Origin of the sequence: Kiloniella antarctica (assembly GCF_042682825.1) — a bacterium.
GTDB lineage: Bacteria > Pseudomonadota > Alphaproteobacteria > Kiloniellales > Kiloniellaceae > Kiloniella > Kiloniella antarctica.
The window spans coordinates 356,022-381,078 of record NZ_JBHUII010000004.1; the positions used below are offsets into that span (position 1 = coordinate 356,022).

Annotated in this window: 27 protein-coding genes; 16 read left to right on the plus strand and 11 right to left on the minus strand. The window is 45.7% G+C overall.

Translation table 11 applies throughout. From position 1 onward, the window contains the following. Positions 1 to 130: 130 nt before the first annotated feature. On the minus strand, positions 131 to 601 hold the full coding sequence (locus ACFSKO_RS08635; protein WP_380250511.1) for a GNAT family N-acetyltransferase: 471 nt from the start codon (positions 599 to 601) through the stop codon (positions 131 to 133). Between the two features lie 416 nt (positions 602 to 1,017). Between ACFSKO_RS08635 and ACFSKO_RS08640 the strand changes: the two genes are divergently transcribed. The 3 genes from ACFSKO_RS08640 (at position 1,018) to ACFSKO_RS08650 (ending at position 6,154) form a co-directional block, all read left to right on the plus strand. After that, positions 1,018 to 3,246, plus strand: coding sequence for an ATP-binding protein (locus ACFSKO_RS08640; protein ID WP_380250513.1), 2,229 nt, complete (start codon positions 1,018 to 1,020; stop codon positions 3,244 to 3,246). Between the two features lie 332 nt (positions 3,247 to 3,578). Continuing rightward, entirely contained in the window at positions 3,579 to 4,679 is a 1,101-nt protein-coding gene (locus tag ACFSKO_RS08645) for a TAXI family TRAP transporter solute-binding subunit (protein WP_380250515.1), read from the plus strand. After that, positions 4,679 to 6,154 carry a sensor histidine kinase gene (locus ACFSKO_RS08650; protein ID WP_380250517.1) on the plus strand — a complete coding sequence of 492 codons (1,476 nt, stop codon included), beginning with the start codon at positions 4,679 to 4,681 and terminating at the stop codon, positions 6,152 to 6,154. Before ACFSKO_RS08645 ends, ACFSKO_RS08650 begins: the two co-directional genes overlap by 1 nt. Positions 6,155 to 6,180: 26 nt before the next feature. Here the strand turns inward: ACFSKO_RS08650 and ACFSKO_RS08655 are convergent, their stop codons facing one another. Together ACFSKO_RS08655 and ACFSKO_RS08660 are read right to left on the minus strand one after the other, a co-directional pair. After that, on the minus strand, positions 6,181 to 6,429 hold the full coding sequence (locus ACFSKO_RS08655) for a hypothetical protein (protein ID WP_380250519.1): 249 nt from the start codon (positions 6,427 to 6,429) through the stop codon (positions 6,181 to 6,183). Next, positions 6,430 to 6,705: a hypothetical protein gene (locus ACFSKO_RS08660; RefSeq protein WP_380250522.1), complete on the minus strand. Its 276-nt coding sequence runs from the start codon at positions 6,703 to 6,705 to the stop codon at positions 6,430 to 6,432. A 219-nt stretch (positions 6,706 to 6,924) separates the two neighbouring features. On the opposite strand from ACFSKO_RS08660, the gene ACFSKO_RS08665 reads away from it, so the two are divergent. The 5 genes from ACFSKO_RS08665 to ACFSKO_RS08685 all read left to right on the plus strand — a co-directional run bounded on the left by ACFSKO_RS08665 (position 6,925) and on the right by ACFSKO_RS08685 (position 12,658). Beyond that, positions 6,925 to 7,938 (plus strand): homoserine dehydrogenase, encoded by a 1,014-nt coding sequence (locus ACFSKO_RS08665; protein ID WP_380250524.1) that lies wholly within the window; start codon positions 6,925 to 6,927, stop codon positions 7,936 to 7,938. 138 nt (positions 7,939 to 8,076) lie between these two features. Then, positions 8,077 to 8,484 carry a hypothetical protein gene (locus tag ACFSKO_RS08670; RefSeq protein WP_380250526.1) on the plus strand — a complete coding sequence of 136 codons (408 nt, stop codon included), beginning with the start codon at positions 8,077 to 8,079 and terminating at the stop codon, positions 8,482 to 8,484. Positions 8,485 to 8,674: 190 nt separating this feature from the next. After that, positions 8,675 to 9,892 (plus strand): MFS transporter, encoded by a 1,218-nt coding sequence (locus ACFSKO_RS08675; protein ID WP_380250528.1) that lies wholly within the window; start codon positions 8,675 to 8,677, stop codon positions 9,890 to 9,892. Positions 9,893 to 10,164: 272 nt separating this feature from the next. After that, entirely contained in the window at positions 10,165 to 11,010 is an 846-nt protein-coding gene (locus ACFSKO_RS08680) for an enoyl-CoA hydratase (RefSeq protein ID WP_380250530.1), read from the plus strand. Then, positions 11,003 to 12,658 carry an acyl-CoA synthetase gene (locus ACFSKO_RS08685; RefSeq protein WP_380250532.1) on the plus strand — a complete coding sequence of 552 codons (1,656 nt, stop codon included), beginning with the start codon at positions 11,003 to 11,005 and terminating at the stop codon, positions 12,656 to 12,658. Before ACFSKO_RS08680 ends, ACFSKO_RS08685 begins: the two co-directional genes overlap by 8 nt. A 260-nt stretch (positions 12,659 to 12,918) precedes the next feature. Here ACFSKO_RS08685 and ACFSKO_RS08690 read toward each other — a convergent pair whose 3' ends face one another. Next, positions 12,919 to 13,812, minus strand: a complete 894-nt coding sequence (locus ACFSKO_RS08690; protein WP_380250534.1) for a LysR family transcriptional regulator — start codon at positions 13,810 to 13,812, stop codon at positions 12,919 to 12,921. Between the two features lie 163 nt (positions 13,813 to 13,975). Between ACFSKO_RS08690 and ACFSKO_RS08695 the strand changes: the two genes are divergently transcribed. Then, a complete protein-coding gene (locus ACFSKO_RS08695) occupies positions 13,976 to 14,656 on the plus strand; it encodes a DUF2306 domain-containing protein (protein ID WP_380250536.1) in 681 nt (226 codons plus the stop codon). A 187-nt stretch (positions 14,657 to 14,843) separates the two neighbouring features. Here ACFSKO_RS08695 and ACFSKO_RS08700 read toward each other — a convergent pair whose 3' ends face one another. The 3 genes from ACFSKO_RS08700 to ACFSKO_RS08710 all read right to left on the minus strand — a co-directional run bounded on the left by ACFSKO_RS08700 (position 14,844) and on the right by ACFSKO_RS08710 (position 19,134). Continuing rightward, on the minus strand, positions 14,844 to 16,358 hold the full coding sequence (locus ACFSKO_RS08700) for an FAD-binding oxidoreductase (RefSeq protein ID WP_380250538.1): 1,515 nt from the start codon (positions 16,356 to 16,358) through the stop codon (positions 14,844 to 14,846). A gap of 35 nt (positions 16,359 to 16,393) precedes the next feature. After that, on the minus strand, positions 16,394 to 17,803 hold the full coding sequence (gene hglS / locus ACFSKO_RS08705; RefSeq protein WP_380250540.1) for a 2-oxoadipate dioxygenase/decarboxylase HglS: 1,410 nt from the start codon (positions 17,801 to 17,803) through the stop codon (positions 16,394 to 16,396). 215 nt (positions 17,804 to 18,018) lie between these two features. Further along, positions 18,019 to 19,134, minus strand: a complete 1,116-nt coding sequence (locus ACFSKO_RS08710) for an adenylate/guanylate cyclase domain-containing protein (protein WP_380250542.1) — start codon at positions 19,132 to 19,134, stop codon at positions 18,019 to 18,021. A gap of 188 nt (positions 19,135 to 19,322) precedes the next feature. Between ACFSKO_RS08710 and ACFSKO_RS08715 the strand changes: the two genes are divergently transcribed. Continuing rightward, a complete protein-coding gene (locus ACFSKO_RS08715) occupies positions 19,323 to 19,697 on the plus strand; it encodes a hypothetical protein (RefSeq protein ID WP_380250544.1) in 375 nt (124 codons plus the stop codon). After that, positions 19,694 to 19,987, plus strand: a complete 294-nt coding sequence (locus tag ACFSKO_RS08720) for a DUF6434 domain-containing protein (RefSeq protein WP_380250546.1) — start codon at positions 19,694 to 19,696, stop codon at positions 19,985 to 19,987. The genes ACFSKO_RS08715 and ACFSKO_RS08720 overlap by 4 nt, the downstream gene beginning before the upstream one ends. Before the next feature lie 57 nt (positions 19,988 to 20,044). Here ACFSKO_RS08720 and ACFSKO_RS08725 read toward each other — a convergent pair whose 3' ends face one another. Together ACFSKO_RS08725 and ACFSKO_RS08730 are read right to left on the minus strand one after the other, a co-directional pair. Then, a complete protein-coding gene (locus ACFSKO_RS08725) occupies positions 20,045 to 20,230 on the minus strand; it encodes a hypothetical protein (protein WP_380250548.1) in 186 nt (61 codons plus the stop codon). A gap of 92 nt (positions 20,231 to 20,322) precedes the next feature. Further along, on the minus strand, positions 20,323 to 20,460 hold the full coding sequence (locus ACFSKO_RS08730; RefSeq protein ID WP_380250550.1) for a hypothetical protein: 138 nt from the start codon (positions 20,458 to 20,460) through the stop codon (positions 20,323 to 20,325). A gap of 576 nt (positions 20,461 to 21,036) precedes the next feature. On the opposite strand from ACFSKO_RS08730, the gene ACFSKO_RS08735 reads away from it, so the two are divergent. Further along, the gene (locus ACFSKO_RS08735) at positions 21,037 to 21,270 is read left to right on the plus strand and encodes a hypothetical protein (RefSeq protein WP_380250551.1); all 234 of its coding nucleotides are present in this window, start codon (positions 21,037 to 21,039) and stop codon (positions 21,268 to 21,270) included. Between the two features lie 98 nt (positions 21,271 to 21,368). Here the strand turns inward: ACFSKO_RS08735 and ACFSKO_RS08740 are convergent, their stop codons facing one another. Beyond that, positions 21,369 to 21,974, minus strand: coding sequence for a recombinase family protein (locus tag ACFSKO_RS08740; RefSeq protein ID WP_380250553.1), 606 nt, complete (start codon positions 21,972 to 21,974; stop codon positions 21,369 to 21,371). A gap of 230 nt (positions 21,975 to 22,204) precedes the next feature. Between ACFSKO_RS08740 and ACFSKO_RS08745 the strand changes: the two genes are divergently transcribed. Beyond that, complete coding sequence (locus ACFSKO_RS08745; protein ID WP_380250555.1) at positions 22,205 to 22,627, plus strand: hypothetical protein; 423 nt, start codon at positions 22,205 to 22,207, stop codon at positions 22,625 to 22,627. A gap of 49 nt (positions 22,628 to 22,676) precedes the next feature. Here ACFSKO_RS08745 and ACFSKO_RS08750 read toward each other — a convergent pair whose 3' ends face one another. After that, positions 22,677 to 23,225, minus strand: a complete 549-nt coding sequence (locus ACFSKO_RS08750; RefSeq protein WP_380250557.1) for a helix-turn-helix domain-containing protein — start codon at positions 23,223 to 23,225, stop codon at positions 22,677 to 22,679. Between the two features lie 181 nt (positions 23,226 to 23,406). Here ACFSKO_RS08750 and ACFSKO_RS08755 point away from each other — a divergent pair, with 181 nt between their 5' ends. Genes ACFSKO_RS08755 through ACFSKO_RS08765 form a run of 3 tightly spaced genes read left to right on the plus strand, consistent with a single transcriptional unit; the run spans position 23,407 to position 24,964 of the window. After that, positions 23,407 to 24,222, plus strand: a complete 816-nt coding sequence (locus tag ACFSKO_RS08755; RefSeq protein WP_380250559.1) for an AzlC family ABC transporter permease — start codon at positions 23,407 to 23,409, stop codon at positions 24,220 to 24,222. After that, complete coding sequence (locus ACFSKO_RS08760; RefSeq protein ID WP_380250561.1) at positions 24,215 to 24,514, plus strand: AzlD family protein; 300 nt, start codon at positions 24,215 to 24,217, stop codon at positions 24,512 to 24,514. The genes ACFSKO_RS08755 and ACFSKO_RS08760 overlap by 8 nt, the downstream gene beginning before the upstream one ends. Before the next feature lie 33 nt (positions 24,515 to 24,547). Further along, entirely contained in the window at positions 24,548 to 24,964 is a 417-nt protein-coding gene (locus tag ACFSKO_RS08765) for a hypothetical protein (protein ID WP_380250563.1), read from the plus strand. Positions 24,965 to 25,057 lie beyond the last annotated feature (93 nt).

Consider the following 25,057-nt stretch of genomic DNA (forward strand, 5'->3'; position numbering starts at 1 on the left):
AACGATAGAGGCCTTTTGCTATAGAGATAGCGCAAGTTCGTAACTATTCCACCCTCCAAACCAACCATGAGAAGACCATCATAGATCCTGATCTCCCCATGGTCTGAAAGGCCTTAAGTATTACCTTTGGTTAAGTGCTGAGCTGGCTTTCGTTGAGGGTTAGCTTTAAAACCGTTTCACCGACATCTTCAAACACATACTGATCCCTATACTCAAAACCGTAAGTTTTATAAAACTTGCGACCGATCATATTAAGTTCAAAAACTTCGACAGTTATCTTGCCTTCGCGTATGGCGCAAGCTTTGTCAACAAGTGCACGGCCGTTGCCTTGGCCATGTTTTTTTGGGTCGACAAAAAGTGCGGCAATTTCATTGCCCATCAGGGAAATAAAACCAACGACGAGATCCCGTTCTTCGCAGACCCAGGTTTCTGCGTTGGGAATATAGAGTGCAGGAATATCCACCCGAACTTTGGCGACAAAAGCCTCTTCAATAAAAGGGTGCGCCAAACGAAAAGCACTTTCCCAACACTTAAGAACTGCGTCGAGATCTGAGTTTTTATATTTACGGATAAGGCGGGATGTTGAAATGGAATGATCCACTGTATTTCTTTCAGATAGTATGGCGTCACTATATATGAATCATATAGGAAATGAGCCATGCAATAGTATTCCCGAAAACGTCAACACCGAATGATCTAGGATGTCTTGTTTTTGGGCCGTGTCGTCTGAAATACCGCTTTGCCTTTTCTTAACACTTGGACGAATAACGCGCTACCAAAAAGTTAACTAATCCAAGATATTATTTTTCATTCTAAAGATTTTTATCCCGAAGACAGACCAGTTATCAAAGGCAGGTGACAAGAATTCCAGTTTCATAAATTCATCATTTAGAGGTAAGCTGACTTTATATGTTCGCTGCCGAAGAATAAAATTTCAGAGTTCCCTGTCGATCGCCACCGTATAGGAATTCTCTTGATAGGAAACTCCTTGAAATTTGGTTATTTGGAGAATTATTTTTGAATAAGGCGTCAAGCGAAGAACATATTCTTCGACAAACGGTCTCCTCTCTGGAGAACAAAATTGAGGAATTGAAATTAGTTCAGGCAGGTCATATCCGCATTTTTCGTGCTTTGGATGATATAAATAAAATCATTTTAAACAGCACCGACCAAGATGAATTACTTGAAAAAGTTCTCCAGACGTTCCTACCATTATTTTCCTGTGATCGTGCCTGGCTCTTATTTCCCTGTAATATTAAATCAGCCATTACGACTATTCCCATGGAATGCACTGTCCCAGAATGGCCCGGTGCAGAAGTTGATGGTATAGAAATTCCAGTTGATGACGTTACCCGTGAGGTTTTCAAAAAAACCCTTAAAAGTTGCGGCCCTGTCAGATTTGATAGCGAGGAAAACCCGCTCGATCCCAATTATATTGTCAATCAACATTTCCATATCCAATCCCAGCTCGTTATGGCAATTCGGCCGAAGATTGGCGACCCCTGGTTGCTGGGTATTCACCACTGTTCTGCTCCAGTTATTTACAACGAGAATGACTGCGCGCTCTTTGAAGCACTCGGTAACCGTTTATCCGACGCTCTAACCAGTTTGGTTTCTCAACAAGGAACCCAAAAACTTTTTAATAGTGCAGAAGTTTCGATCTGGAATGAAGATTTATCTGAAATTTACCACGCCCTAGAAAATTTTCGTAAAGAGGGAATAACAGACCTACGCAGTTATCTAAAAAACAATACACAAATTGCTTGGGATCTCGCCAACTCAATCAAACTTTTACAGGTCAATGAAGCTACTCTAAAATTATTTGATGCTCAAAGCGAAGATGATTTTTTTCAACATATCGCTGAAACCTTTGGCCCTCAAATGATCCATGTCTTTATTGATGAGCTCTGCGCCATGTGGGACAAACAAGATTTGTTTCGCGCAGAGGCGACCTACAGATCTCTCAAAGGCAAACATATCGATGCTATCATAACCTTTCGACTTCCTAAATCTGCAAAGGATTATAAAGCCGTTGCCGTGAGTATTATTGACATTACAGATCGTAAAAAGGCTGAAAAAGCAATGCATAACGCCTTGCAGGAGGCCGATAGATCCAATCAGGTAAAATCTCAGTTTTTAGAAAGTATGAGCCACGAATTACGTACGCCGCTGAATGCTATTTTGGGCTTTGCCCAGATCATGCAAATCAACAAAAAATCCCCCCTCACCCCAGAACAGCATGAACATGTGGAGTGCATATTAACTGGTGGCAATCACCTGCTTGATTTGGTCAATGAAATTCTGGACTTGGCAAAAATTGAAGCAAATCAATTGGAGTTAACAGTCGAAAACGTTGATGCCTATGACACAGTAAGCGAATGCCTAAGTCTAATAGCTCCGCTTGGTGAACAACGCGGCATTCGCATTTTTAACGAATTCGACCCCCAGCAGGATATTTATCTCTCAACAGACCGGCGGCGCTTCAAACAAATTTTCATCAACCTGTTGTCCAATGCAATTAAATACAACAAGCCCGACGGCACCGTTCATGTCCAAAGCAAGATAACTGAAAAGGGTTTCTTACGTATAACTGTGATCGATACAGGCGTTGGCATTCATAAAAAAGATCGCGACAAGGTCTTTCAAATGTTTCATCGCATAGGTGCAGAAGCTATGAAAACCCGTGAAGGCACAGGTATTGGCCTCACCGTCGCAAAGCTTTTGATTGAAAGCATGTCAGGGTTGATTGATTTTGATAGCACACCTGACCTAGGAACCCGTTTCTGGATCGAGCTCCCCTTGGCCTCAAATAAAAAAGTTTTGATCTGGAATAACAATATGCGCGTTGGTGTTGATAGAATTGATCGAGACCAACAACACCTTATTTTTCTTTTAAATCAAGTATCTCGCGAAAACTTTAATTTAGAAAAATTTGATAATTTTTTTAAAAAATTAACCGCCCATACACAACAGCACTTTCCACAAGAAGAACGGGTCATGGAAATTTGTGGGTATCCTGATTTAGAATCTCATCGTAATCGCCATCATGGTTTCATCACTCAGCTCAAAGGCTTCGAAAAAGATTGGCTATACCTCAAAAAACAATCTTCGGATTTGCACCCAAGCTTTCAGGAAAAAATCAGAGAATGGTTATATGCGGAGATACTTACCTACGATAAGGGACTATGCCATTACATCAAAGGGAAAGAACTTGAAATCCGCCAAGCTCTTGAGGCTCTGGATTAATTAACAGGCCCAGTACCAATATCCATACACGTAAATAACATAAAAATGCCCAACAAGACGTGCTCAGATATTATAATCAAAATTTAAGGAAAGAGCGGTTACGCTGGTTTACTGTATTTTTGGAACCTCAATCTCTTGAAATCACAACTTATGGAGAATTTAACCAACGAGCTTACAAAACTTGCGATAGTTTATCCATAAACCAATCTTACTTTCCATGGATAAAATCGTCTTATATCGCTAAAGACCGGTTGCCAGAAATTTGAAGAGGTGCAATCGTGTAATTAATTATGAAAACAGTGGCTTATCACAAGGTTTTACAAGGCAAATCTATGAGTGTAAAGAACAATAAAATGGATAGACGTTACGCCCAAACACGTGTCGGCATCCACGTTAAAACGCTCCTTATGCTTCTGGCTTTTAGCTTAATTTCTGCTGCCCAAATCACCTCTGCCCAAACAGTTTCCTCTACAGCTATTGTCTCTCAAGAAGATTATCTCAAAAGAATCAAAATATTTCGAATTGGGACCGGGGGAACTTCTGGAACTTACTACCCCATTGGCGGCATGGTGGCCCAGGCCATAAGCAACCCACCGGGATCACGCCCCTGTTCTGAAGGCGGCAGCTGTGGCGTACCCGGACTTGTTGCTATTGCACAGTCTTCTAACGGATCAGTTTCTAATATCCACTCCATTGCCAAGGGTGAATTGGAATCAGGTTTTGCTCAATCCGATGTTGTCTATTGGGCTTACACCGGCAAAGGCGTATTTAAAAACGAGAAGGCAATTCCGGAAATTAGGGCCATTGCCAACCTTTACCCTGAAACCCTCCATCTTGTCGCGCGCAAAGGATCCGGCATCAAATCGGTACATGATTTACGTGGAAAAAAAGTCTCTTTGGATGAGTCCGGATCAGGTACACTCATTGACGCCCGATTAATTTTAAATGCCTATGATCTGAAAGAAAGCGATCTGAAGGCTGAATACATCAAACCCGAACACGCCATCGGAAAAATTGAACGCGGAGAACTCGATGCCTTTTTTATTGTAACGGGTTATCCTACCCCATCAGTCAGTAAGTTGGCATCAGGGGTCGGGGCCCAACTCATTGCCATCGGTGGTAAAGAAACAACTGGCCTCTTAAAGCGATGGAGTTTTTTCTCACCAGATACCATTCCCGAAAACACCTACCCTGGCATTCCCAGCACCCCGACCATCAGTGTCGGTGCACAGTGGATTGTCAGTGCCAAGGTTGATGAAAATTTGGTTTATCAAATCACCAAAGCACTTTGGAATGCCACCACACGTCAAATTTTGAACCACGGGCACACTAAAGGCAAAGTTATCGAAATCGAGCGTGCTCTTGAGGGTATTGCGATCCCTCTTCATCCCGGCGCCGAGCGTTTTTATCGTGAAATGGGGATGCTCCCTTAATGCCCTCAAACTCTACGCAACATAATGACACTAAATCATCTTTAACTGACGAAGAACCTCACGACAAACCTGCCCCTCGTGCCAAGCGTCTCGACTTTAAAATTGCCCGCCAATACATCACCCGACCCATTATCCTCATTTTTTGTGTGATTGTAGGGTGCCTTGGTATTATCTATTTCGCGTGGTCCAGTCTGCAAGACATTGAAAAAGCGTTACCGATTACCATCGTCCAACAACAACGTGACATCGCATTACTTGTACAAGACGCATCAGATTTGGCCTGGCAAGCGAGGCTTGCCAACAGTGCGCCTTCTCCGGAAAACAACCAAAAAATATTGGACCAAGTATCCCGGGTAGAAAAAAGAATGAAACACATGCGCACCACCTACAATTTCGATAACCTTGTCGGTGCGTCAGCCATGCATTCTGTAATTTCCCCTGCCCTTGCCGATATCAGACGTTGGCTAACTTCTGGAGTTTACAATCAACCCGCTGATTCACCTGTGGTCATCGCTTTGGTTGAAACCCGTACCAATGACGCCATAAATACCATGCGTCCGATGTTTGCGATGACCCAGCAAAACACCTTTAACATCCTTAGAAAACAATCCAGCCAAATCTTAACGTTTCGAAATTCCATCGTTTTCTTCCTTGTCGGCGTACTCTTGATCACTTTGGTTGTTGTGTTTCAGATGTACAAATTGAAGAAAATTGACCAGGCTCTTTTTGAAGCCAGAGAAGCGGCCGAAAAAGCCAGTCGGGCCAAATCGGAATTCCTCGCCACAATGAGCCATGAATTCCGGACCCCGCTCAACGCCATCCTTGGGTTTAGCGAAATGATGCAAGAACAATTTTTTGGCCCTCTGGGGGTTAATGCTATCGGATCAGAGAAATATACCGAATACACCCACGACATTCATCATAGCGGCAAGCACTTGCTCTCCCTTGTAAATGACGTTCTGGATATTGCAGCTATTGAAGCAGGAAAACGCTCGCTCAAAAGGACGCAAATAGATACTTTGAGCTTGATTGAAGACTGTACCAAGTCCATCGAAAAGAGAGCCCGCGACAATAACATCGACCTGATAATAGATGTCCCAAAAAGCATTCCCATGCTCTATGCCGACAAACGAGCGGTCACACAGATCCTCCTCAATCTATTGTCAAACGCCATTAAGTTCACCGATAAAGATGGCCAAGTCTTGATCAAAGCGACCTCGGAAAATAAACAAGTCAAAATAATGGTTAAAGACAGTGGTATCGGTATTTCACCTGAACGGCTCCCCACCATCACCGATGCCTTTACTCAAGGGGACGCAGACCCGCACCGTGCGCAAGAAGGAACCGGGCTTGGCCTTACAATTGCCAAAGCTCTGATCGAAGAACATGAAGGTTTTCTTGAACTTAAAAGTGAACTCGGGAAAGGAACCCAAGTTTCCATGAATTTACCCTGTTGGGGAAACTCCAAAACCTAAGCTTTCGGATAATGAGCAGATGACAGCTAAAACGGCCCCCACAAACGATCCCGCAAAGAATACAGCACCAAGATAATCACGAGCGGATGAGTTAAAAGCGACGAGACAATTCCCAGAACCCGCGCCCAAATTGGATTAAGGGGCAATTTACTGTCATAAAATTTTGTCCATAAATTTGACCACCAACCAAAGATAAACTTAATGGTTGATATCAATGAATCAATAAGAGAAATCACACCATAAAAAAGACCCATAATGTTTTTTAACTCATCCATTTAATGGATATTCTCCATGTCTGCGCCGGCGACAATGGTCACGATATCAGGCCAAAAACCGATCACCAGACAAAGAGTTATTGGATTGACAAGCAAGGCAGAAATAATCCCCAAAGTCTTTGTGAGTTCAGGCTTGTGGAACAAAAATAAATTATAAAAACTAATCCAAATATACGTCCACCCCTTTGCCAGAAGACAAACAATCTTCCAAAGCCCCTCAAACACAAACTCCAATATTACATGTTTTAAAATGGAACCTATTATTTCTCCAACCATCCCCCCACCCTTACTCTTACCTTCTTCTTTGGTATATATAAACTTTCGTACATGACACCTATAAGTTGTCATGTAGATTTAATATATTCTTGGACAATTACAACCATTTACACTTGTACTCTAATGCTCGACGTAGTTTCATACACATCCTCGTCTCATAGAAAACTCACGACAGATTTACCTGATCTGCGAGAGGAATTAATCCGAAAGTACAAATCCATGATCATCAAGGCAGCCGTTGTTGGCCTCGGCAGTGTGAGTAAAAATTTACTAAACATTCTTGTAAACAAGCACACACGCGTTTTGACTGACCATGGTATAGAGTTCAAAATTGTCTGCGTATCGGATAGCTCTGGCGTTGCGGTAAACGAACAAGGTTTTGATGCGCGCAATCTTATAACCCGTAAAGATGCCGGAGAGCGCGCCTCAAGTTTTGAGGGTTATCGCCCTGATACCACCATCGAAGACGTGCTCGGTGATACCTCAATAGATCTGGTCTTTGAGGCCTCACCTGTTAACCTTGATACTGGCGCTCCCGGTTTGGGTATCACCCGTACTGCTTTGAGTAAGGGAATTTCCGTTGTCCTTGCTAACAAAGGCCCGGTTGTCCTCGCATTTAAAGAACTTCATGATCTTGCCGCGAAAACAGACGCAGGGCTGGCCTATAGCGCAACCGTTTGCGGTGGCCTGCCGATCCTCAACATGGGTAAACGCGATTTAATCGCCGGGGATGTGCACAAGCTTCAGGGGATATTCAACGCAACAAGCAACTTCATTCTGGATGAAATGGCCACCGGGCGTTCCTATGATGACGCTCTAAAAGAAGCCCAGGACCGCGGCATCGCCGAAGCAGACCCGACCCTCGACGTCGGTGGCTGGGATACCGCCAACAAACTGATCATCATCGCGAATGCCATATTACGCATGGATGTCACCCTGAAAGACGTTAACGTCACAGGCATAGAAAACATCACAGAAAGCCAACTCAAAGCAGCACGAGATCGCGGGGAACAAATCAAGCTGGTTGCGAGCGCTGAAAACGGCAAACTCTCCGTCGCCCCCGTCGCCCTGCCCGGCGACAATTTTCTCGCCCACTGCACCGGATGGGAAATGGCCGTGGAAATGCACACCGACATCTACGGTATCATGTCCCACAAACTCTGGGAACGCGAACCCACCCCCACCGCCGCCGCCATGCTCCGCGACGCGGTGAATATATTTGAGAAAAGATAGAAATATAGAACCATAATCCTGACTAACGTTCTAAAGGGGCCTTTCGGCAAGTTATCCCTTGCTGCAAATCGCCCTTGATCCACATGTTTAAGTTGTTATTGTCAGGAGAACATCTCTCGTATTCAAAGGTGATAACAAATGAAAAAATTAATTCTTTTATCTGCATTTTTAGGATCAAGTCTCACATTTAGCACGTCGCTCAAAGCAGATGATTTTGACATCTCCTTTGATCAATGGGGGGATTTCAGAAAATGTACCTCTGGCAAACCAACTCGCGTTGCGAACCCCGTGTTCCAATTATCCGACGTTCCAACTGGAACAGTAAAGATCAAATTTTCCCTGCAAGATCTTGATGCCAAAAGCTATCACCACGGCGGCGGCAGCGTTAAGTACACGGACCAATCCGTTATAGAAACAGGTGCCTTTAAGTACAAAAGTCCCTGCCCTCCCAGAGGTATCCATACTTACGAGTGGACTGCCAAAGCCTATGATGATGCAGGAGAAATTATTGCCAAAGCCAAAACCAAGAAAAAATATCCTCAATAATTTTTTGGTTAAAATCAGGATAAGTATCGAGTTATTCTCTTCTTTACTCACCTTATCATACTTGACTTAAAATCACTTTTGTTGACCATTCAGAGTGGAGCTAAAAACAAGACTTTACACGATACAACTTCACATAAAAATTTTAAAATCTCTTTGTTTCTGCTCCCTGATTAAAGATAAAGAACCACCCATGTCCACCCCCCTTAACAGACAAGCAATACTCATTCTTCTCCTGCTATTTGTCGGGGTGTTTTGCAATGCGATGATCGTTCCCTTTATGGGGTATTTCATCGTGGATGGCTTAGGGCGAGACCCTTGGGAGATCAGTGTTTATGTGGGGATTGTAACCGCTTTGTCCCTTGTAATGAACCGCCAGTTTGGAGAACGCTTTGACAAGGGTGCTCGGGTGCGTCCGCTTATCGCCATGTCGGTTAGTGCCTTTCTGGTTGCCACCATCACCCTGTCTCTTTACCCCTCCTATTGGGTTATCATCGGCTTTATCAGCCTGTGTTTTAGTTTTTCCAATGCCTCGACATCCATCATGTACAGCTTTGGCCGTGCCTATGCCGGGAAACAGGGATTAGCGATTACATCCTACAATTCCTACCTGCGCAGCATGACTTCTCTGGGATGGATGTTTGGCCCTGCCCTTGCTTTTTTTATCGCAGGACAATGGGGCAACGAGGTTGTGTTCTATACCGCTGCAGGCCTTGCTTCACTGTGGGTTTTACTTTGGTTTCTAGCCATTCCAAAGGATTTCACGGCCCCTGCTGCTGAAAAAAAACCTACAGGTAATAATGCGCAAGTCACAGCATCACAAAACAAAGCAATCAGCCAAGGATTATGGCTGGCGACAAGTGCCTGCCTGTTTTTTGCCATAGCCCACATTCTGACAAGCGCTTCCCTACCGCTCTATTTTACCCAAGAAGCAGGGCTGCCCACTTTTGCCCCCGGCATGGCCTTTACCATTAAGTGTTTTATGGAGGTTATCGCCATTCTTATTGCGCCTTACATCATGGAAAAGTACGGAACCCGAACAGCCCTTTATCTCTCGGCGGTCATTGCCATGCCAACCTTCTATATCCTCTCTCAGGTCGAAAGCCTGCCCCAACTGGCACTGGGGGCTGCACTCGAAGGTTTGTACTATGGTCTTTTTGCAGGCGTGAGCATTTCCTTCGTCCAACAATTCGCCAACGGTCGCTTGGGCCGCGCCACATCGCTCTACATGAACAGCTTGTTTCTCGGCGGCATGATCGGCAACGTCTCCATGGGCCTGATCGCCAGCGCCTATAGCTACCAAACTGCCATCCAGTTTTCACTGGTTATTATCGCAATGGCACTTGTGATTTTATTCGCGTCAAGACGGAGTGATCGAATTTTGAAGAGCGCGTTAAAAACACAGAGTTAGGCAGGTTGAAAAAGGCGTCTCGACAAAAAACAATAAAGACAAAGTCTAAAGAACTTTCTTAAAGAAGTTTTCCATAATCGAATACACGAAAACAGATAAATTTATGGAACAGATAGTTCTGCATTCAATCCGCCATTTAAATTAGGTCTTCACGTGAGAAGGCTAAAAAGTTGGAAAAAGACAAAATTTTATCGATCCCTATTGCTTCATCGCGAATACTTTGGCTGACTGTGTAGAGCAAATATATTTTAGGTATACGAAGAGGTAATTCCGTGCCCAATACCCCCGTACCAGATATCCGCCTGCCCGGTGTCAATAATGTCGATACGGACATTTTGTTAAGCGACAAGGATGACAACGGCATCCTACGCCTCACACTAAATACGCCAAAGAGCCGTAATGCGTTATCAGAGGCAATGCTTGAACACTTGGGTACCGCTTTAACGCAAGCCGCCACAGACAAGACGGTACGGGTAATCATTTTAGCGGCCAATGGACCCGTTTTTTGTGCTGGACATGATCTCAAGGAAATGACTGCGGGGCGCGCTGAGACCGATCGAGGGAAGGCCTATTTCACACGCATAATGGCCCTTTGCTCCCGCGTTATGCAAAGCATTGTGACCTGCCCAAAACCCGTTATTGCCGAAGTCACGGGCATAGCAACCGCCGCAGGATGCCAGCTTGTGGCAAGTTGTGATTTGGCAGTCGCAACCGAAACTGCACAATTCAGCACGCCGGGTGTTCATATCGGCTTGTTTTGCTCGACGCCCATGGTTGCCCTCTCGCGGAATGTTGCCAACAAACACGCCATGGAAATGCTGCTGACGGGTGATATGGTCTCTGCTGCCCGCGCCGCAGAAATCGGACTGATCAACCGGGTTGCAACTGTGGAAACCCTGCACGAAACGACAATGGAACTTGCCCTCAAAATTGCCTCTAAATCCAGCATGACGCTTGCAACCGGAAAACGGGCTTTTTATCAACAGCGTGAAATGGATTTACCGCAAGCCTACGATTATGCCTCGGCCATCATGGTTGAAAACATGCTCGCCCATGACGCCGAAGAAGGGATTTGTGCCTTTATTGAAAAACGGCAACCGGAGTGGCGCGATGAATAAACCTCTCAAGCCCAATCCATACAATACTGATCTGGACCGTAATCCTGCGAATTTTCAGCCCCTAACACCTCTGGCTTTTTTAGAACGTGCCGCCAGTGTGTTTCCTGATCAAACAGCGATTATCCACGGGGATTTACGGCGTAGTTACGTGGAATTTTATGCCCGATCACGTCAGTTGGCTTCGGCCCTGACACAGCATGGCATTTCTCGGGGAGATACCGTCTCGGCCTTGCTTGCCAACACGCCTGCGATGTTAGAATGCCATTATGGCGTGCCGATGTGCGGGGCGGTATTGCATTCAATCAACACACGAATGGATGCCGCAGTCATCGCCTTTCAACTTAATCATGCCGAGACAAAAATTACCATCGTTGATCGCGAGTTCATGCCCCTGATGCAAGAAGCCCTTGCACTAGCCAATGTGAAGCCACTTTTAATTCAATACGATGACCCAACGTTCCGAGATCAAACCATCGCCGTTGATGCCCTCGATTACGAAGACTTCCTAATGCAGGGTGATGCCCAGTTCGATTGGTTTATGCCAGAGGATGAATGGGACGCAATCTCCATCAACTATACATCGGGCACAACTGGCGACCCAAAGGGGGTCGTATCTCATCATCGCGGCGCATATCTCTTGGCTCAGGGAAACGCGCTGACGACATCGATGGGAAAACATGCCGTATACCTTTGGACATTACCGATGTTCCACTGCAACGGCTGGTGCTTCCCCTGGACCTTGTCAGCAATTGCAGGAACGCATGTCTGTCTGCGTTATGTTCGTGCTGATGCGATCTGGAATGCTTTGTCAGATTACAATGTCACGCACCTTTGCGGCGCACCAATCGTTATGTCATTGATGATCACGGCAACCGATGAAATCAAACGCCCCTTAAACCACACCGTCCAGTTTTTCACCGCCGCAGCCCCGCCGCCGCAAAAACTTTTGGCAGACATGAAATCCGCAGGCTTCGACGTGACCCATCTGTACGGCCTGACAGAGACTTATGGACCTTCTGTGGTCAATGACTGGCACCAAAGCTGGTCCGACCTCCCCGAAGCAAAACAAGCAGAACTAAAATCCCGTCAAGGTGTTCGGTATCTTCCCTTGGAAGGACTGGATGTTCTCGATCCTGATACAATGGCTCCGGTGCCACGAGACGGTAAAACCATGGGCGAAGTTATGTTCCGTGGCAATGTCGTCATGAAGGGCTATTTCAAGAGCGCAAAAGCAACCCAAGCAGCCTTTGCCGGGGGCTGGTTCCACTCTGGCGATCTCGGCGTGATGCACCCTGACGGTTATGTGCAACTCAAAGACAGATCAAAAGACATCATCATTTCAGGAGGTGAAAATATCTCCTCTATCGAAGTAGAAGAAGCCCTTTACCGACACCCCGCCGTTGCCATAGCCGCCGTCGTCGCCATGCCGCATGACAAATGGGGGGAAACCCCTTGCGCCTTTATAGAACTGGTAGAAGGCCAAACTGCAACAGCCGAAACCCTCCGCGCGTGGTGCCGGGAACATCTGGCATCCTACAAGGTTCCAAGCAAGTTTGTTTTCACAGAAATCCCCAGAACCTCTACCGGAAAAATTCAAAAGTTCGTCCTGAGAGAACAAGTCCGGGATCAAACCTTCATTGCGGAATAAAACGTCATTTAATTATTTTAAAAGAGATTTTGAAGATTGAAATCATGAATGAAAAACCGGAATTTCTGAGTGTTGTAATGGAATCTTAATGAGGATGTTTTTACGCCCAACCTTTAGACCAGTAGCTATGCAGCATTAATGATACGCCTGTAATCAAAACTAAAGATACAATCAACGAGCCCAAGAATGCGATTGAACCAAGACTGAGCCTAGTACAGGTTACGCAAGGAACTACGATAGCGCTGCATGACTATTCCGGTTCACTGCTTTGTACCGAGATATTCTGCCAATAGGTCGAACACCAATCGAATTCTAAGGTTTGTCTTCAGCTCTCGGTGCGCAACGAGCCAGGATTCTATTTCTATCGGTTCAAAATCAGGATAGGGATTTTCAAGTTCGGGATAGGCTGCTCCGACATCGATTGGCAAAATACCAATCCCCAGCCCTTTGCGCACGAGTTCCAGTGCCATTGTCACACTTGCAGTGGAATAGTTAAAGTTCGCCACAGTCAGCCCCAGACCGTGTGAAGCCATTAGCCCGAGCATGCGCTCTGGGTACTCACACCCCACGAATTGTAATTTTTCAATATCTGACGGATGTGAGGGGCGACCAACGGCATCTAGATATTCTGACGATGCAAAAAGATGACCGGTTGTGTCCCTAAGGCGTTTGGCAAAAAGGCCTTCGTCCTGAGGGCGGGCATGTCGGATCGCAATATCTGCTTCACGCCGTCGCAGATCGCTCATTTCATTGGACGCGATAATTTCAATCTGAAGGTCTGGCGCTGCGGCTTGAAGTTTTTTGAGTATCTCCGGGAGGAAAAATGTTGCCATTCCATTCGTGCAGGCGATAGCTACATGCCCCGTCATCGCTTCGGATTGCCCTGTAGCCGTGATTGAAATTCGATTTGCGGCCTCACCCATGCTTCGGAAATGTTCAAGCAACTGGGTCCCGGTCTGGGTCAACAACAGGGCGCGTGAAGTCCTTTCGAACAGTGTTACACCAAGCGATTCTTCGAGACCGGCAACTTGTCGGCTGAGAGTGGGCTGAGTGAGCCCAAGCGCACGCGCGGCTGCAGAAAGCGATCCTTCTTCGGCAGTGGCAAGAAACGCCCGCGCCTGATTCCAGTCAAAATTTAATCTTTTCCACTCCATGATTTACGCATACCAGAACTATAATAATATGCAATTTTAAAATGGCCCCAAGCCAACTAGAAAGGTCAGAGCAAGACGTATCAATCAAGGGATTTGGTCCAATGCATATCTGCAAGCAATCGGTCGACACGTCGATTGATCCATCAAGTCAGCAGGTAGCCCCATGAAGGTTCTTAGAAAATCTGAGTGGGCGATCCTTATCTTTGTCCTTGTTTACTCGTTCATACCGACCTTTGGCGGCTTGTTTCGTGTGCTCGAATTAGCAGGTGGACCCGCAATCGTGCCCGAAAACCCACGTGCGTCAGCAATGCCCACCTCAATCGTCATGCACATTCTCAGCAGTTTCTTTTTTTGTCTTCTTGGCGCAATCCAGTTCCTGCCAAGCATCAGGCTAAAGCATCCTGTTGCACACCGCGCATTTGGTCGAATTGTTGCGGTGGCAGGTTGCCTTTCTGCGGGAAGTGGATTGTGGATGACTCATTTCTACAGCTTTCCGATTAATCTCCAAGGGAACTTACTTTATTGGGCGCGGATCATACTCGGCTTTCTGATGATCTACTTCATCGTTTGGTCCGTTCTTGCCATAAGGTCCCAGAATGTCCTTAAGCACAGCGCCTATATGTTACGCGCCTATGCAATCGGTCAGGGCGCGTCTACGCAGACATTCATTGGCATTGGGTGGATGGTTCTGTACGGGACAGAGGCTACAGGGCCGCTGCGCGACGTAATAATGGTATTTTCATGGGCAATTAACCTTATGATAGTCGAGGTTTCGATTTTGGAGGTTCTGGCAAAAAAAGGCCGCCAGCGGCGGGTGTCTCGGACTAGAAACCGTTCAGAGTAGGACAATGATGATCGGCTATTTTCAGGACTTGGATGGGAATAAACTGAACGCCTAAGTTCCTGTATAAAACGGCCCTCCGCCATCTTGAGAAGCCGACGTTCGTTAACAGTTAAATATCCGTGCACTTTGGGCTCAAACAGGTCATACGCGGCTTTGTAATGAATGCCGATTCTGGCACAAAGTGGGCCTAACCTAGTTTCACAGCTCCGAGTTCTCCGGCTGAGGTCAGAGCCTTCAATCCGGCGGCGAGTTTTTTTACTTTTTCTGGCGTGTAGTCATCATAAAAGCTTTGGTTACTACGGCCAATGGCGTGTTCGGCGGAGAAGCTGCCGTGGTATTTTTCGACGACGATTTTCACCACCCAGTTACGCAGGGACGGGATAAAATTTGCATCATTCAGACGCGGATCATCGTTTGAGATCGAAAGGTTAAAGTGCAGGCCACCGTCGCCGACATGGCCGAAGTCACAGATGCGTACATTCTGGAATTTTTTGGGTAATTCTGTGGCCATAAAGGCGCGAAATTTCATCAAATCCCCCCGACAAAATGACACATCAAAGGCCACCAGTTTTCCCGCGTGTTTCACGCCTTCGGACAGGGCATGGCGCAAGGCCCACATTTCTTCGGGGCGGCCGATAAAGGCGTTTTCCAACGGTCCATCTTGATCGGGCGCATCTTCATCTTCCCAAATCTCGGCGAGGACAACTTCCATCAGCTCATCCAGGCTCTGTTCGCTTTCGCGTTTGGCCCAGGTGCGCGAAAGCTCCACCAGCAAGACGTAGTCCGGAATTTCGCCGTTGGGGAAAGGATTGCGCAGTGAAGGCACATGGTCGAAGGCTGCGCTTATGGCCGCGGCTGACATGCCCTCAAATGCTGTCAGGTTGGTATCGCAGCGCTCTTCCATTTCCAGTAACAGCTTGAGAACAGCGGCTTCATCGCGCGGCACCAAAAGGGCTGCCGTCGTTTGTTGTGGTAGCCGAACAACATTGAGCTCAGCTTCTGTAACCACGCCCAACACACCCGTTGTGCCAATAAAAAGGTGCTTCCAGTCAATCCCGGTATTATCCTTGCGCAGGCCAGACATAAGATCAAGTTCGGTGCCCTGCGCGTCCGCCAAAACCACTTTTACGCCGAGCGTATTTTGGCGCACATCGCCATAGCGTAAGAAACGTGCGCCGCCTGTGTTGGTTGCTATCATGCCGCCGATACGTGGGTCCGCACCGAGATCAATCGGAAAGACATAGCCCTTGGGCGCAAGAAAGGCATTCAGATCGGACAGGCGCACACCTGCCCCCACTGTAACTGAGCGGTTCTCTTCGTCGAAGATAATGTTCCCGCTCCCCTGCGTGGCGCTTTCAACAGTGCCAAGAAGACGATCAAAACTAAGGACACCCTGAGTACCGGACGGGTCCGGTGTCGAAGCCCCAACCAGTCCTGTGTTGCCAGACTGTGGGATCAACGTGATGCCCGCTGCTTGGCAATAGGCGAGAACTTGCGAGGTTTCAGCACTGCTGGCAGGGCGGACCACAAAGGCGGCCTGTCCCCGACCATAACGCACACAACTTTCATAAACCGCGAGATCAGAACCCCCTGTTCCAATATCGGTCTCGACTCCCGCCCCAGATCCAGCAGGCACCAAAAGGCCTTTATCGCCAACGATTGCTTTTAAGGCCTCAAAGTGGTCACGGGTCGGGGCAATCATGTTAGATCTCTGTTTAATCAAAGGGAGCAAGAAGGTTAAGCCGCGATATTAGCGTCTTGTTTTAATGCTTTTTCCGACAAGCTGGCAAGACATGCCTTGAACGAAGCGCGTTCCAACTCGGCATAGAGTGCCAACTCATCCCAAACCTTTGCCCCCAATGCCTTTTCAAAGGCCTGCTGGCTTGGATCGCTATAGACAATATCTGCGTCTGTATCACCCAGATTAGACTGGAAGATACCCGCCGCAGAAACCGGCAGGAAGTCTTCATAAATGATCGGGTCCATGCGTAAGAGACCAGCTTCGAGCAAACCGTCAAGTGACCCACTGATGCCAACTGAACGCGTGATCTCTTCGCCTTTGTCACTCAACGAATAACGGAAAAAGGCCAGACCTTCTGCGCGTAATTCCTCGTAACTGTCCGGAAAAGCTTTAAAACTTTCAACCAAGAGATCTTGGTAAGCGCCTTCACCTGCACGAACTGCAGCGCGGGTCTCATCAAGTAACCGGTCATAGAGCGCGCGGCCCTTTGGTGTCAGCGCAATGCCGCGTTGTTCAATCTCTCCAAAGCGCGCGGTGTGAGAACCCTCTTCCCAGTTGCCGTTCTGGCCTTTGAAGAAAACATCTTCTTCCAATGCTTTAAAAGAAGTTTGACGCAACAAAATGGGACATTGACGTTGCGGCGGTCCTTCGATCACGGCTTTCGGGTCAATACCGCGTTCCGGCATGGCCTTTTGCACCGCATCAATGTCGAGAGTACGCGGGGTCAGGTGGTTGATGTGCGGCCCGTGGAAGCTAACGATATCAGCAATCAGTCGGTGCTCGTCGTGCAGCCTGTCATAGAGCTTCTTGTCGATATTCGCCTTGGCGTGCCAGCGGAAAGTTTCCAGTGTTTCGGTGACAAACTGCGTCGCATCTTCATTGCTCAGGCCACCCTGTTTTTCGGCGCGGTCGATCAGGTTAAGTGCTGCCATGGTGAAAATTTCCCGGTTGTCGAGAACGTCCTGAGCTGCGGCGCGAAGATCTTCATCTTCTATGAGTTCCAAACGCAGCAAAGACGTGAACACACGAAAAGGATTTTCGTTGAGATCAGCCTCTTCAACCGGACGAAAGGCTGTAGAGTGCACGGGAATGCCAGCAACAGCCAGATCGTAATAACTAACCGGTTCCATACCCATCACGGCAAATAAGCGGCGCAGGGTGAAGAGTTCTTTTTCAGTTCCTACCCGAATGGCTCCATGGCGTTCCTCGGTAATGCGATCCAGACCATTACTGTGAGTCAGTTGTGCGCGCAGGCTTTCATCACATTCAAGAACGGTCGCATTAATATCCCCGACCAAATCCATCAACGTGCCATAGGCTGGCACCTCTTCGCGATACATCACTGACATCGCCTGAGAAAATTGTGCGCGGATTTCATTTTTAGATACGAAATTATCATTCGTCATAACTTTATCTCCATTCTCGAACTTGAGTAAGAAAACCACTACTCAGGATCAACGCCCTTTAATTTAAAGAGGAGATAGCACTTATGATGCCTAGAACAAAAACGATATCTTTTCATCACTTCATGAGTTTTATGAATAAACTTTATATCGTAGAAATCATAGAAATCATAGAAATCATAGAAATTTTGTAAACCCCACTATTACCTGAAATAACTTTAAGTTCTGGAATATAATTTAACATTCTGGCTTTTGCCTCGAACTTCATGAGACCCAACACATTCAAAATCGGTAATTACATCATAAGAATTTTGGTCACATTGATCGACATTTTCTGACTTCGCTTGTAAAAGGATTTCTTCGCTTACCAACAATCGCTTCTTCAAAGAACGACAAAGCTCTTGCAACCTGCTTGTCGTATTAACCGTATCGCCGATAACAGTAAAACTCATTGATTCCTGAATACCAATGTCCCCAAGCACGACATCACCATAATGCGCCGTAATATCGGCTATGATTTCTTGTCGTCCATGCCGTATTCTTTTTTCGTTCCATCGTTCAAGCTCTAGTAACATTTGCCTTGAGCACAATAGAGCGTTGGTTGCATCATTCGAGTTCACATCGGGGACACCGAATACCGCCAACAAGGAATCTCCCCCGAAATGTTCAATGGATCCCTGATAAGTAAAGATTACCTTCGCCATTCGTTGATAGAAAGAACGCAGCATACCGACAACTTTTTCCGGAGCCATACTCTCTGCAAAGGTTGTTGATCCCACGATATCAATAAATAAAATAGCGACTTTTTGTTTTCTTATTTCCCCCAATGGATTATCCCGTTCGGCGAGATGTTCAGCGGTTAAAGGGGAAAAGTAACGTGAAAGATTTAGCCTCTTTCTATTCGCTTCTGCAGCTAGATGCCTCGTTTCTTCGAGTTTTCGTTCCATTTGAACTCGACGCGTAACATCACGCTGTACAGCTATGTAATATTCCGGTCGGCCCTTTTCATTTGGAATAGATGAAATTGACCACTCCATAAAAAATTCTGATCCGTCTTTTCGATAATTGATGGTCTGGCCTTGCCAAACGTCACCTGATTTTAAAATCTCAGCCATGTGTTTGAAAATGCCAAGATCTGTATTTGGCCCCTGCAAAATACGTGGAGACTGGCCGACAATTTCACCACTCATCCACCCCGTCATTTCTTCGAATGCCGTATTTACATAAACAATTGTTGGCCCAGGCCGATCTAAATCATTTGAGGTTATCAATATACTGTCAGTCGCATATTTGAGAACTTGATCTTCTTTTAAGTTTTTGTCGAAAGAAACCATCGATATCCTTGATTTACAGAGGTTCAAAAAATACTCAATGAGGCATACAATGAGCCTACCAACAGGGTGTTATTACGAACTCGTAAAATTTACACACCATGAAGATCGAAAAAACCTCGCGATTAACCTACGATGTAAAGTATCATAAAATTACCAACGCAGATAAAAAATAATGTGAAAGACCAGCTATGAGCGAGAGCACACATAATTTAATTGATAAAGGTCGATCCATTGGCTGTGTGACCTATTGCTTTAATGAAACAACGGGTAATTTAGACGCCGAATGGGCTTTTAGCGCACAGACAGGCGTTGAGACAATTTGTAGAGGCATCGCAACACGTCAAAGAACGGAGGCAAAAACGTCAAAAGACAATTTTGTCGGTAAATACAGTATCACCTATTACGGCCCTGATAATACCCCTGCAGATCCCTGGGACCTGAAAATTACAAAAAAAGGCACAATTTTTGATCTAATCTGGTCTAAAGATAACATGACCGCTTACCACGGCATCGGTTTTTTATCTGGCCATATTTTGGTGTGTGGATGGCGGCCTTCGACATGACATCATCCAACAAATCACACAAAAAACTAAAACGAGATATCATCGATTGGCATTGCGCCGAACTCACCCGTGCAACACCAATTACAGACAGCTATAAAAACACGCAGAATGTGCGTCGCTTTTTACGAAGAGAATGTGGTGAAAATTTCAAATTCACACGCCCGTTTATGGCCCAAATCAGAGGATGGATTCAAGAAGGGGCAAAAGGAACAGATTGTAAAACTCTTGGAGATGTTGCTGACGAATGGAATAGACGCGAAAAGAAAGATCGTATCAAGGAAAGTACATAAATTTAATGGGCAAATCTGGTGGGTAAAATAACCTGAAAAATGAACACCAAATCCCGTTTAATCTTGATCAGAACTATTTTTCTTGGATGTTTTAGGGGCCGAATTTGAGAGATCAGATTCTTGAAGATCTATTTCGGTAGCCTGAGTTCTTTTGGTTAACCAGTCACAAAACCGCGCGAATTCTATGCGCAACGTCAAGAACGGCACCAAGGCTGCATTATCACGCGAGACTCTTCCAAACATGATCTTCTCCTTATAACAAGGATCCCATTTTGAACACCCTGCCCTATTAACATACCATTGTTTTGTGAATCTTATATTACGGTTTTAAAATTTCATCCGATAAAGATAGAGACCAATTGCCGCACTCTATCCAAGGCCTTGTCCGACATGACTTTAATTAAATTCAAATAATCAAAAATACCGCGCTCCATACAGCCCTGCGCCTTTGGATCAATCCCGGAATCGATCAAAATCTCCAAACCTTAAAGTGAGTCATTTTCCGCCGCATACATCAGGGCCGCTATACATCAGGGTCGCGCGTTCACGGTGTTTGATGTTCGAAAATCGGTCGCCGGAATTGTCGAAACTACCCTAAGTTCATTACGCATTTTGGTATTTTCATGACGAGTATTGAACCTCAATTATGTCATCAACTTTAGGAACCTCTTCCTGTAGGAGATCGAGGGGATTAGTGTTAGTCTTAACAAATCGCATCCTCACGACTGCTCAATTTTTGGGTTAATTCATCGGATGCGATCGCGCATAAAGAGTTAAGCAATTTGTAATAATTTGCTCTCTATACTTACTTTAGACTCATTGGTAGATTTGAGTCGTTTTTAAGGGATGCCCTGTTTTTATACATGAGCACCCTTTTTGTTTTCGGCTTTTGTATTCAGCAGTGTTTTCAAGTGCTTTTACTTACGCTGACACACTTATCGTTCGCATCGCTTGGCAGTTCCTTAATCAACTTTGGACCTGTTTATTTATTTTTGGTTTAGTATTTTTCGCGTTGCCTGATTTAACCACTCTATCAAGGAGTTAGGGTCGTGGCCTACAGTGCAAAAAACTTGCGAGATGATCTCGGAAAAGAAATAGAACAAGGTTATCGCGCCACAAAGGTCGTCAAGATGGCTTACAAAATCCACCACAATCATTGCCGGGAACTTAGTCCCTATCTCAATAATAAGCTCATGCAACTTACTGCCATGGAAGAAGGTTCAGATTTTGAACTTTCAGAAGGTGAAGTTAAGCTTTTGATTAAAGAGCTTGGGCGTCACTAAATTTCTGATAAAAATGACAGTTTCGAAAACAAATAAAAATTATTATTTTTATGATAAAACCAAATAGCAGGATCGTTCATGACCTGTTAGTTGACCGATTAGTTGTCTTGTGAACTTTCATTTTCCGAGATTTCTTTAAGACGCCGTGACAGCGTCGCCATATTGGTATTTAACGCATCAGCGACCTGACTAAGAGAAGGCGCTTTCCCCTCTTGATCCGGGGAACTGAGCAGCGTCATAGCTGCACTAATCTCCTCACGTGAAAGAGTACGCGGACGGCCAGCGGATTTTTGCTTTTTCGACTTCTGTAACTTTGTCGTTTCCAACCCTTTAAGGGTACGTTCGATCACCAGATCCCGTTCATTACCAGCAAGGGCCGTGATAAAAGTATAAACCATCTTACCTAAAGGGGTCGCAGTGTTGATCCCCTCCGATAGGGATTGAAAGTTAATATCTCTGGCCTGCAAGTCCTGAATAAATTCAATTAACTCTACCGTACGTCGTCCCAAACGATCCAACCGCCAGATCACAAGGCTATCTTCCGGTCCTGCCAACGCCAATACTTCTTCCAATGCCGGACACACAACACGATTAGAGGGAAGAATTTCTGAAAACACCCGCTCGCAGCCTGCATCCTCCAGTGCTGTGACCTGCTGCGCCAAATTTTGCCCCTCTCCCGAGGCCCGCGCATAACCAATTTTCATAAAATAACAACCTCGAAAGTTTCAATGTATGATTAAAAACATATTATGAAACATAGTTATGAAGCAAACAAACGACACGTCGATAGATAAAATGATTACAATCAAAAATTGTCATATGGGGAGCAAATGCTCTATTCTATAACGATGGAAATCTCCTTTTCATAAAACCGTTCCTCGATACACTCCTTCACGTGTGAAATTATAGAAACGTCATTTAATGGCCCATTTACATGGTTAAGAAAAAACAGGATCGTAATCCTTTTTCAAACGATGCAAACCATCATCACTTTCTAGAAGAGCCTCTGTTTTTGAAGATTGCCCGCGGTGTAGGGCAAGCCATGACAGCCCAGATCTATAGTCCAGAAGATCTCATTATTCATAGCTACAACAAAATCGTTCAAATGAATGCGGTTCTTGAAAAAGAAAAATCCTTTTTTGGCCGAATTTATAATAAAATCGCCGGAGAAGACATTATTTCAATCGCTTTGGATGGTATTGTTATTCAGCAGTTACATGATGTGGTTGGTATAAAACCTCCTATCCTCATTGAGATCCAATACCAATATAATATTGAACATAATGAACTCAGAGATCTCTTCGCCAAGGCACAAAAAATTATCGAAAAAAAACGCCCCAAAACCAAAAGCCACTGAGTCGCTTTCGCCCCCTTCTGTAAAACGCCGAAGGTAAAAGCTTTCCTTCCTACACAGGGCTTTCCATAATCAAAATATATATTGAGTTATCTGTGAGGGCTTCATAGGAATGTTCGACATCGCCTGGAAAGCGGAAATAGTCGCCTTCGTTGAGTTCTTTTAAATTATCATCAGGCCCTATTTTGACCTTACCACTACAAACAAAGGCGTGCTCGACCGTCCCTTCGGGATGAGCCGAGGATTTTCTCAACGACCCATTTTTTATCGTAACCCGATAGATATCACGTCTGCGCGAAGGGGGGCAATCCGCCAGCAGCGTGGAGGTGAGCGAAGAGGCATCCGAAGCAAGATGATCGCCCTCATCAGCCCTGACAATTACAAACTCTGACTTCGGTGTTTCAAACAAATAGCTCAGCGGGATATCCAGAGCCGATGCAATTGCCCACAGGGTTTCGATACTGGGGTTCCCCTGTCCGTTTTCCAACTGTGACAAGGTCGATTTTGCAACACCCGCCTTTGCGGCCAGAGCAGATAAGCTCATCTTGGCGCGACTGCGCTCTTTTACAATAGCTTTTGCGATCAGGTTTACCGGAGTCATATTTTTCTTTTTGTTGCCTCACAAACACTTAGCGTAACGAACAAACGTTCGATTTGACGAACAACTGTCAATCGTTCAATATACAAAACAATATCTCGTTTTAACGAACAAATGTCAATAAACGAGCGAATACCAATCATCACACCGCAGCCCAAGAACAGCTAGCGATCAGGAAAAAAGTATGACAAGTCAGTTTGATAGGCCCCAGTTTCATAGGACATCGTCTTATAACAACCGGTATTTCAGTCGGGATATCAAGGACGGCCTACGCGACGCCTTACCAATAATGGCTGCGATTGTTCCATTTGGGGCTGTATTTGGGGCCGTCGCCATTGATAGCGGCCTTAGCTTTCTGGAAATGATGGTGACTTCCCTTTCCATCTATGCCGCAGCCAGTCAATACGTGATGATTGATCTCATGGGGCAGACGCTTCCTGTCTGGTCGATTGTGCTCGCTGTATTTGCAGTGAATTTCCGCCATGTCCTTTATTCTGCTTCTATCGGGCGGAAAATGACGCTCTTTAGCCCCCTTCAAAAAGCCTGTGCCTTTTTCTTGCTGGTGGACCCGCAGTTTGCCGCCTCTGAAACACGGGCTGCGACAGTGGGTCTGCGCCCTGCCTACTACTTTTCTTATGCCGCAGTGATTTACATCACCTGGATTGCCTCAAACTGTGTGGGGGCATTATTTGGATCCCTCATTGAAAACCCCGCCACATACGGTCTGGATTTTATCCTGCCGCTTTACTTTACAGGTCTCGTCGCGGGATTTCACAAAAGACCAAACTTTATTCTCGTTTTATTGGTCAGTGGTGGTGTAGCTCTGTTGACCTATTTCACCCTTGGCAGTCCTTGGCACATTACACTGGGTGGTATAGCTGGCCTGATCGTTGCCGCGGCCCAAAGCCGTCCCCCCCAAAAAAATAATCCAGAGAAAAACATTCTGGAGAATACAAACGAAGAAGAAATCGGCCTAGAGGAGGGCACAGCCAATGCATGATAATACCTACCTGATCATTCTTGCCTGTGCGGTTGTAACTTATATGACCCGCATCGGCGGACATATGATTCTATCAAGGTTTGGATCACCTCACTATCGAGTTGAGGCGGCTTTAGAAGCCGTCCCAACGGCGGTTCTTACGGCCCTGGTTGCCCCTTCCCTGCTCAACCAAGGCCCCGCCGAAGCTCTCTCCATCGTTATCGCTGGCGTTGTCGCATTACGAGGTTCGCTCATGATTAGTGTTGCAACCGGACTGATCAGTCTTGTGGCATTGCGATTTGTGCTGGGTTAAGATCGCCCAAAGCCATAAAGTTCCGGGAAGAAGATGATTATCAAAAGACACGATAACCGAAATGAACGGGAGAGAACACTTCGGCACCCTGAACCGAATACTTTTCGAGATTCTATCGTCGAAGGCGTGACAGAGCACTTGGCAACGATGACTTACACCCCGGAAAACCTATTGCAACATTTGGCGATCAAACTCAATCAGGTAGAGCCTATTATTGAAAAAAGCAAAACCAGATTTGGTCGTTTCATCAATTACTTTAATGGTGAAAATCCAGACTACATAACCATCGATGGCATGGTGCTTATCCAGCTCTATGATATCCTGGAAACAGCACACCCCTTACCTATCGTCGCAAAATATCAATATGATGTTGATCCTCACGATCTCAAAGAATTTTATAACAGAGCAAAAAAGATCGTCCAGACCCCATCCGTAAAACGAAGAAGGTAAAAAACTTTCTTATTAAATACCGGGTAGATTAAAAACCAGACAGGCCGAAGGAAAAATTATCCCTGCAAAAACAAATTTGCGCTAAGATGAGGG

Coding starts and splice junctions, on each gene's coding strand:
- ACFSKO_RS08645 (WP_380250515.1), top strand. CDS start 3,579: ATGAGTGTAAAGAACAATAAAATGGATAGACGTTACGCCCAAACACGT.
- ACFSKO_RS08650 (WP_380250517.1), top strand. CDS start 4,679: ATGCCCTCAAACTCTACGCAACATAATGACACTAAATCATCTTTAACT.
- ACFSKO_RS08655 (WP_380250519.1), bottom strand. CDS start 6,429: ATGGATGAGTTAAAAAACATTATGGGTCTTTTTTATGGTGTGATTTCT.
- ACFSKO_RS08660 (WP_380250522.1), bottom strand. CDS start 6,705: ATGGTTGGAGAAATAATAGGTTCCATTTTAAAACATGTAATATTGGAG.
- ACFSKO_RS08665 (WP_380250524.1), top strand. CDS start 6,925: ATGATCATCAAGGCAGCCGTTGTTGGCCTCGGCAGTGTGAGTAAAAAT.
- ACFSKO_RS08670 (WP_380250526.1), top strand. CDS start 8,077: ATGAAAAAATTAATTCTTTTATCTGCATTTTTAGGATCAAGTCTCACA.
- ACFSKO_RS08675 (WP_380250528.1), top strand. CDS start 8,675: ATGTCCACCCCCCTTAACAGACAAGCAATACTCATTCTTCTCCTGCTA.
- ACFSKO_RS08685 (WP_380250532.1), top strand. CDS start 11,003: ATGAATAAACCTCTCAAGCCCAATCCATACAATACTGATCTGGACCGT.
- ACFSKO_RS08690 (WP_380250534.1), bottom strand. CDS start 13,812: ATGGAGTGGAAAAGATTAAATTTTGACTGGAATCAGGCGCGGGCGTTT.
- ACFSKO_RS08695 (WP_380250536.1), top strand. CDS start 13,976: ATGAAGGTTCTTAGAAAATCTGAGTGGGCGATCCTTATCTTTGTCCTT.
- ACFSKO_RS08700 (WP_380250538.1), bottom strand. CDS start 16,358: ATGATTGCCCCGACCCGTGACCACTTTGAGGCCTTAAAAGCAATCGTT.
- hglS (WP_380250540.1), bottom strand. CDS start 17,803: ATGACGAATGATAATTTCGTATCTAAAAATGAAATCCGCGCACAATTT.
- ACFSKO_RS08710 (WP_380250542.1), bottom strand. CDS start 19,134: ATGGTTTCTTTCGACAAAAACTTAAAAGAAGATCAAGTTCTCAAATAT.
- ACFSKO_RS08715 (WP_380250544.1), top strand. CDS start 19,323: ATGAGCGAGAGCACACATAATTTAATTGATAAAGGTCGATCCATTGGC.
- ACFSKO_RS08720 (WP_380250546.1), top strand. CDS start 19,694: ATGACATCATCCAACAAATCACACAAAAAACTAAAACGAGATATCATC.
- ACFSKO_RS08725 (WP_380250548.1), bottom strand. CDS start 20,230: ATGTTTGGAAGAGTCTCGCGTGATAATGCAGCCTTGGTGCCGTTCTTG.
- ACFSKO_RS08740 (WP_380250553.1), bottom strand. CDS start 21,974: ATGAAAATTGGTTATGCGCGGGCCTCGGGAGAGGGGCAAAATTTGGCG.
- ACFSKO_RS08745 (WP_380250555.1), top strand. CDS start 22,205: ATGGTTAAGAAAAAACAGGATCGTAATCCTTTTTCAAACGATGCAAAC.
- ACFSKO_RS08750 (WP_380250557.1), bottom strand. CDS start 23,225: ATGACTCCGGTAAACCTGATCGCAAAAGCTATTGTAAAAGAGCGCAGT.
- ACFSKO_RS08755 (WP_380250559.1), top strand. CDS start 23,407: ATGACAAGTCAGTTTGATAGGCCCCAGTTTCATAGGACATCGTCTTAT.
- ACFSKO_RS08760 (WP_380250561.1), top strand. CDS start 24,215: ATGCATGATAATACCTACCTGATCATTCTTGCCTGTGCGGTTGTAACT.
- ACFSKO_RS08765 (WP_380250563.1), top strand. CDS start 24,548: ATGATTATCAAAAGACACGATAACCGAAATGAACGGGAGAGAACACTT.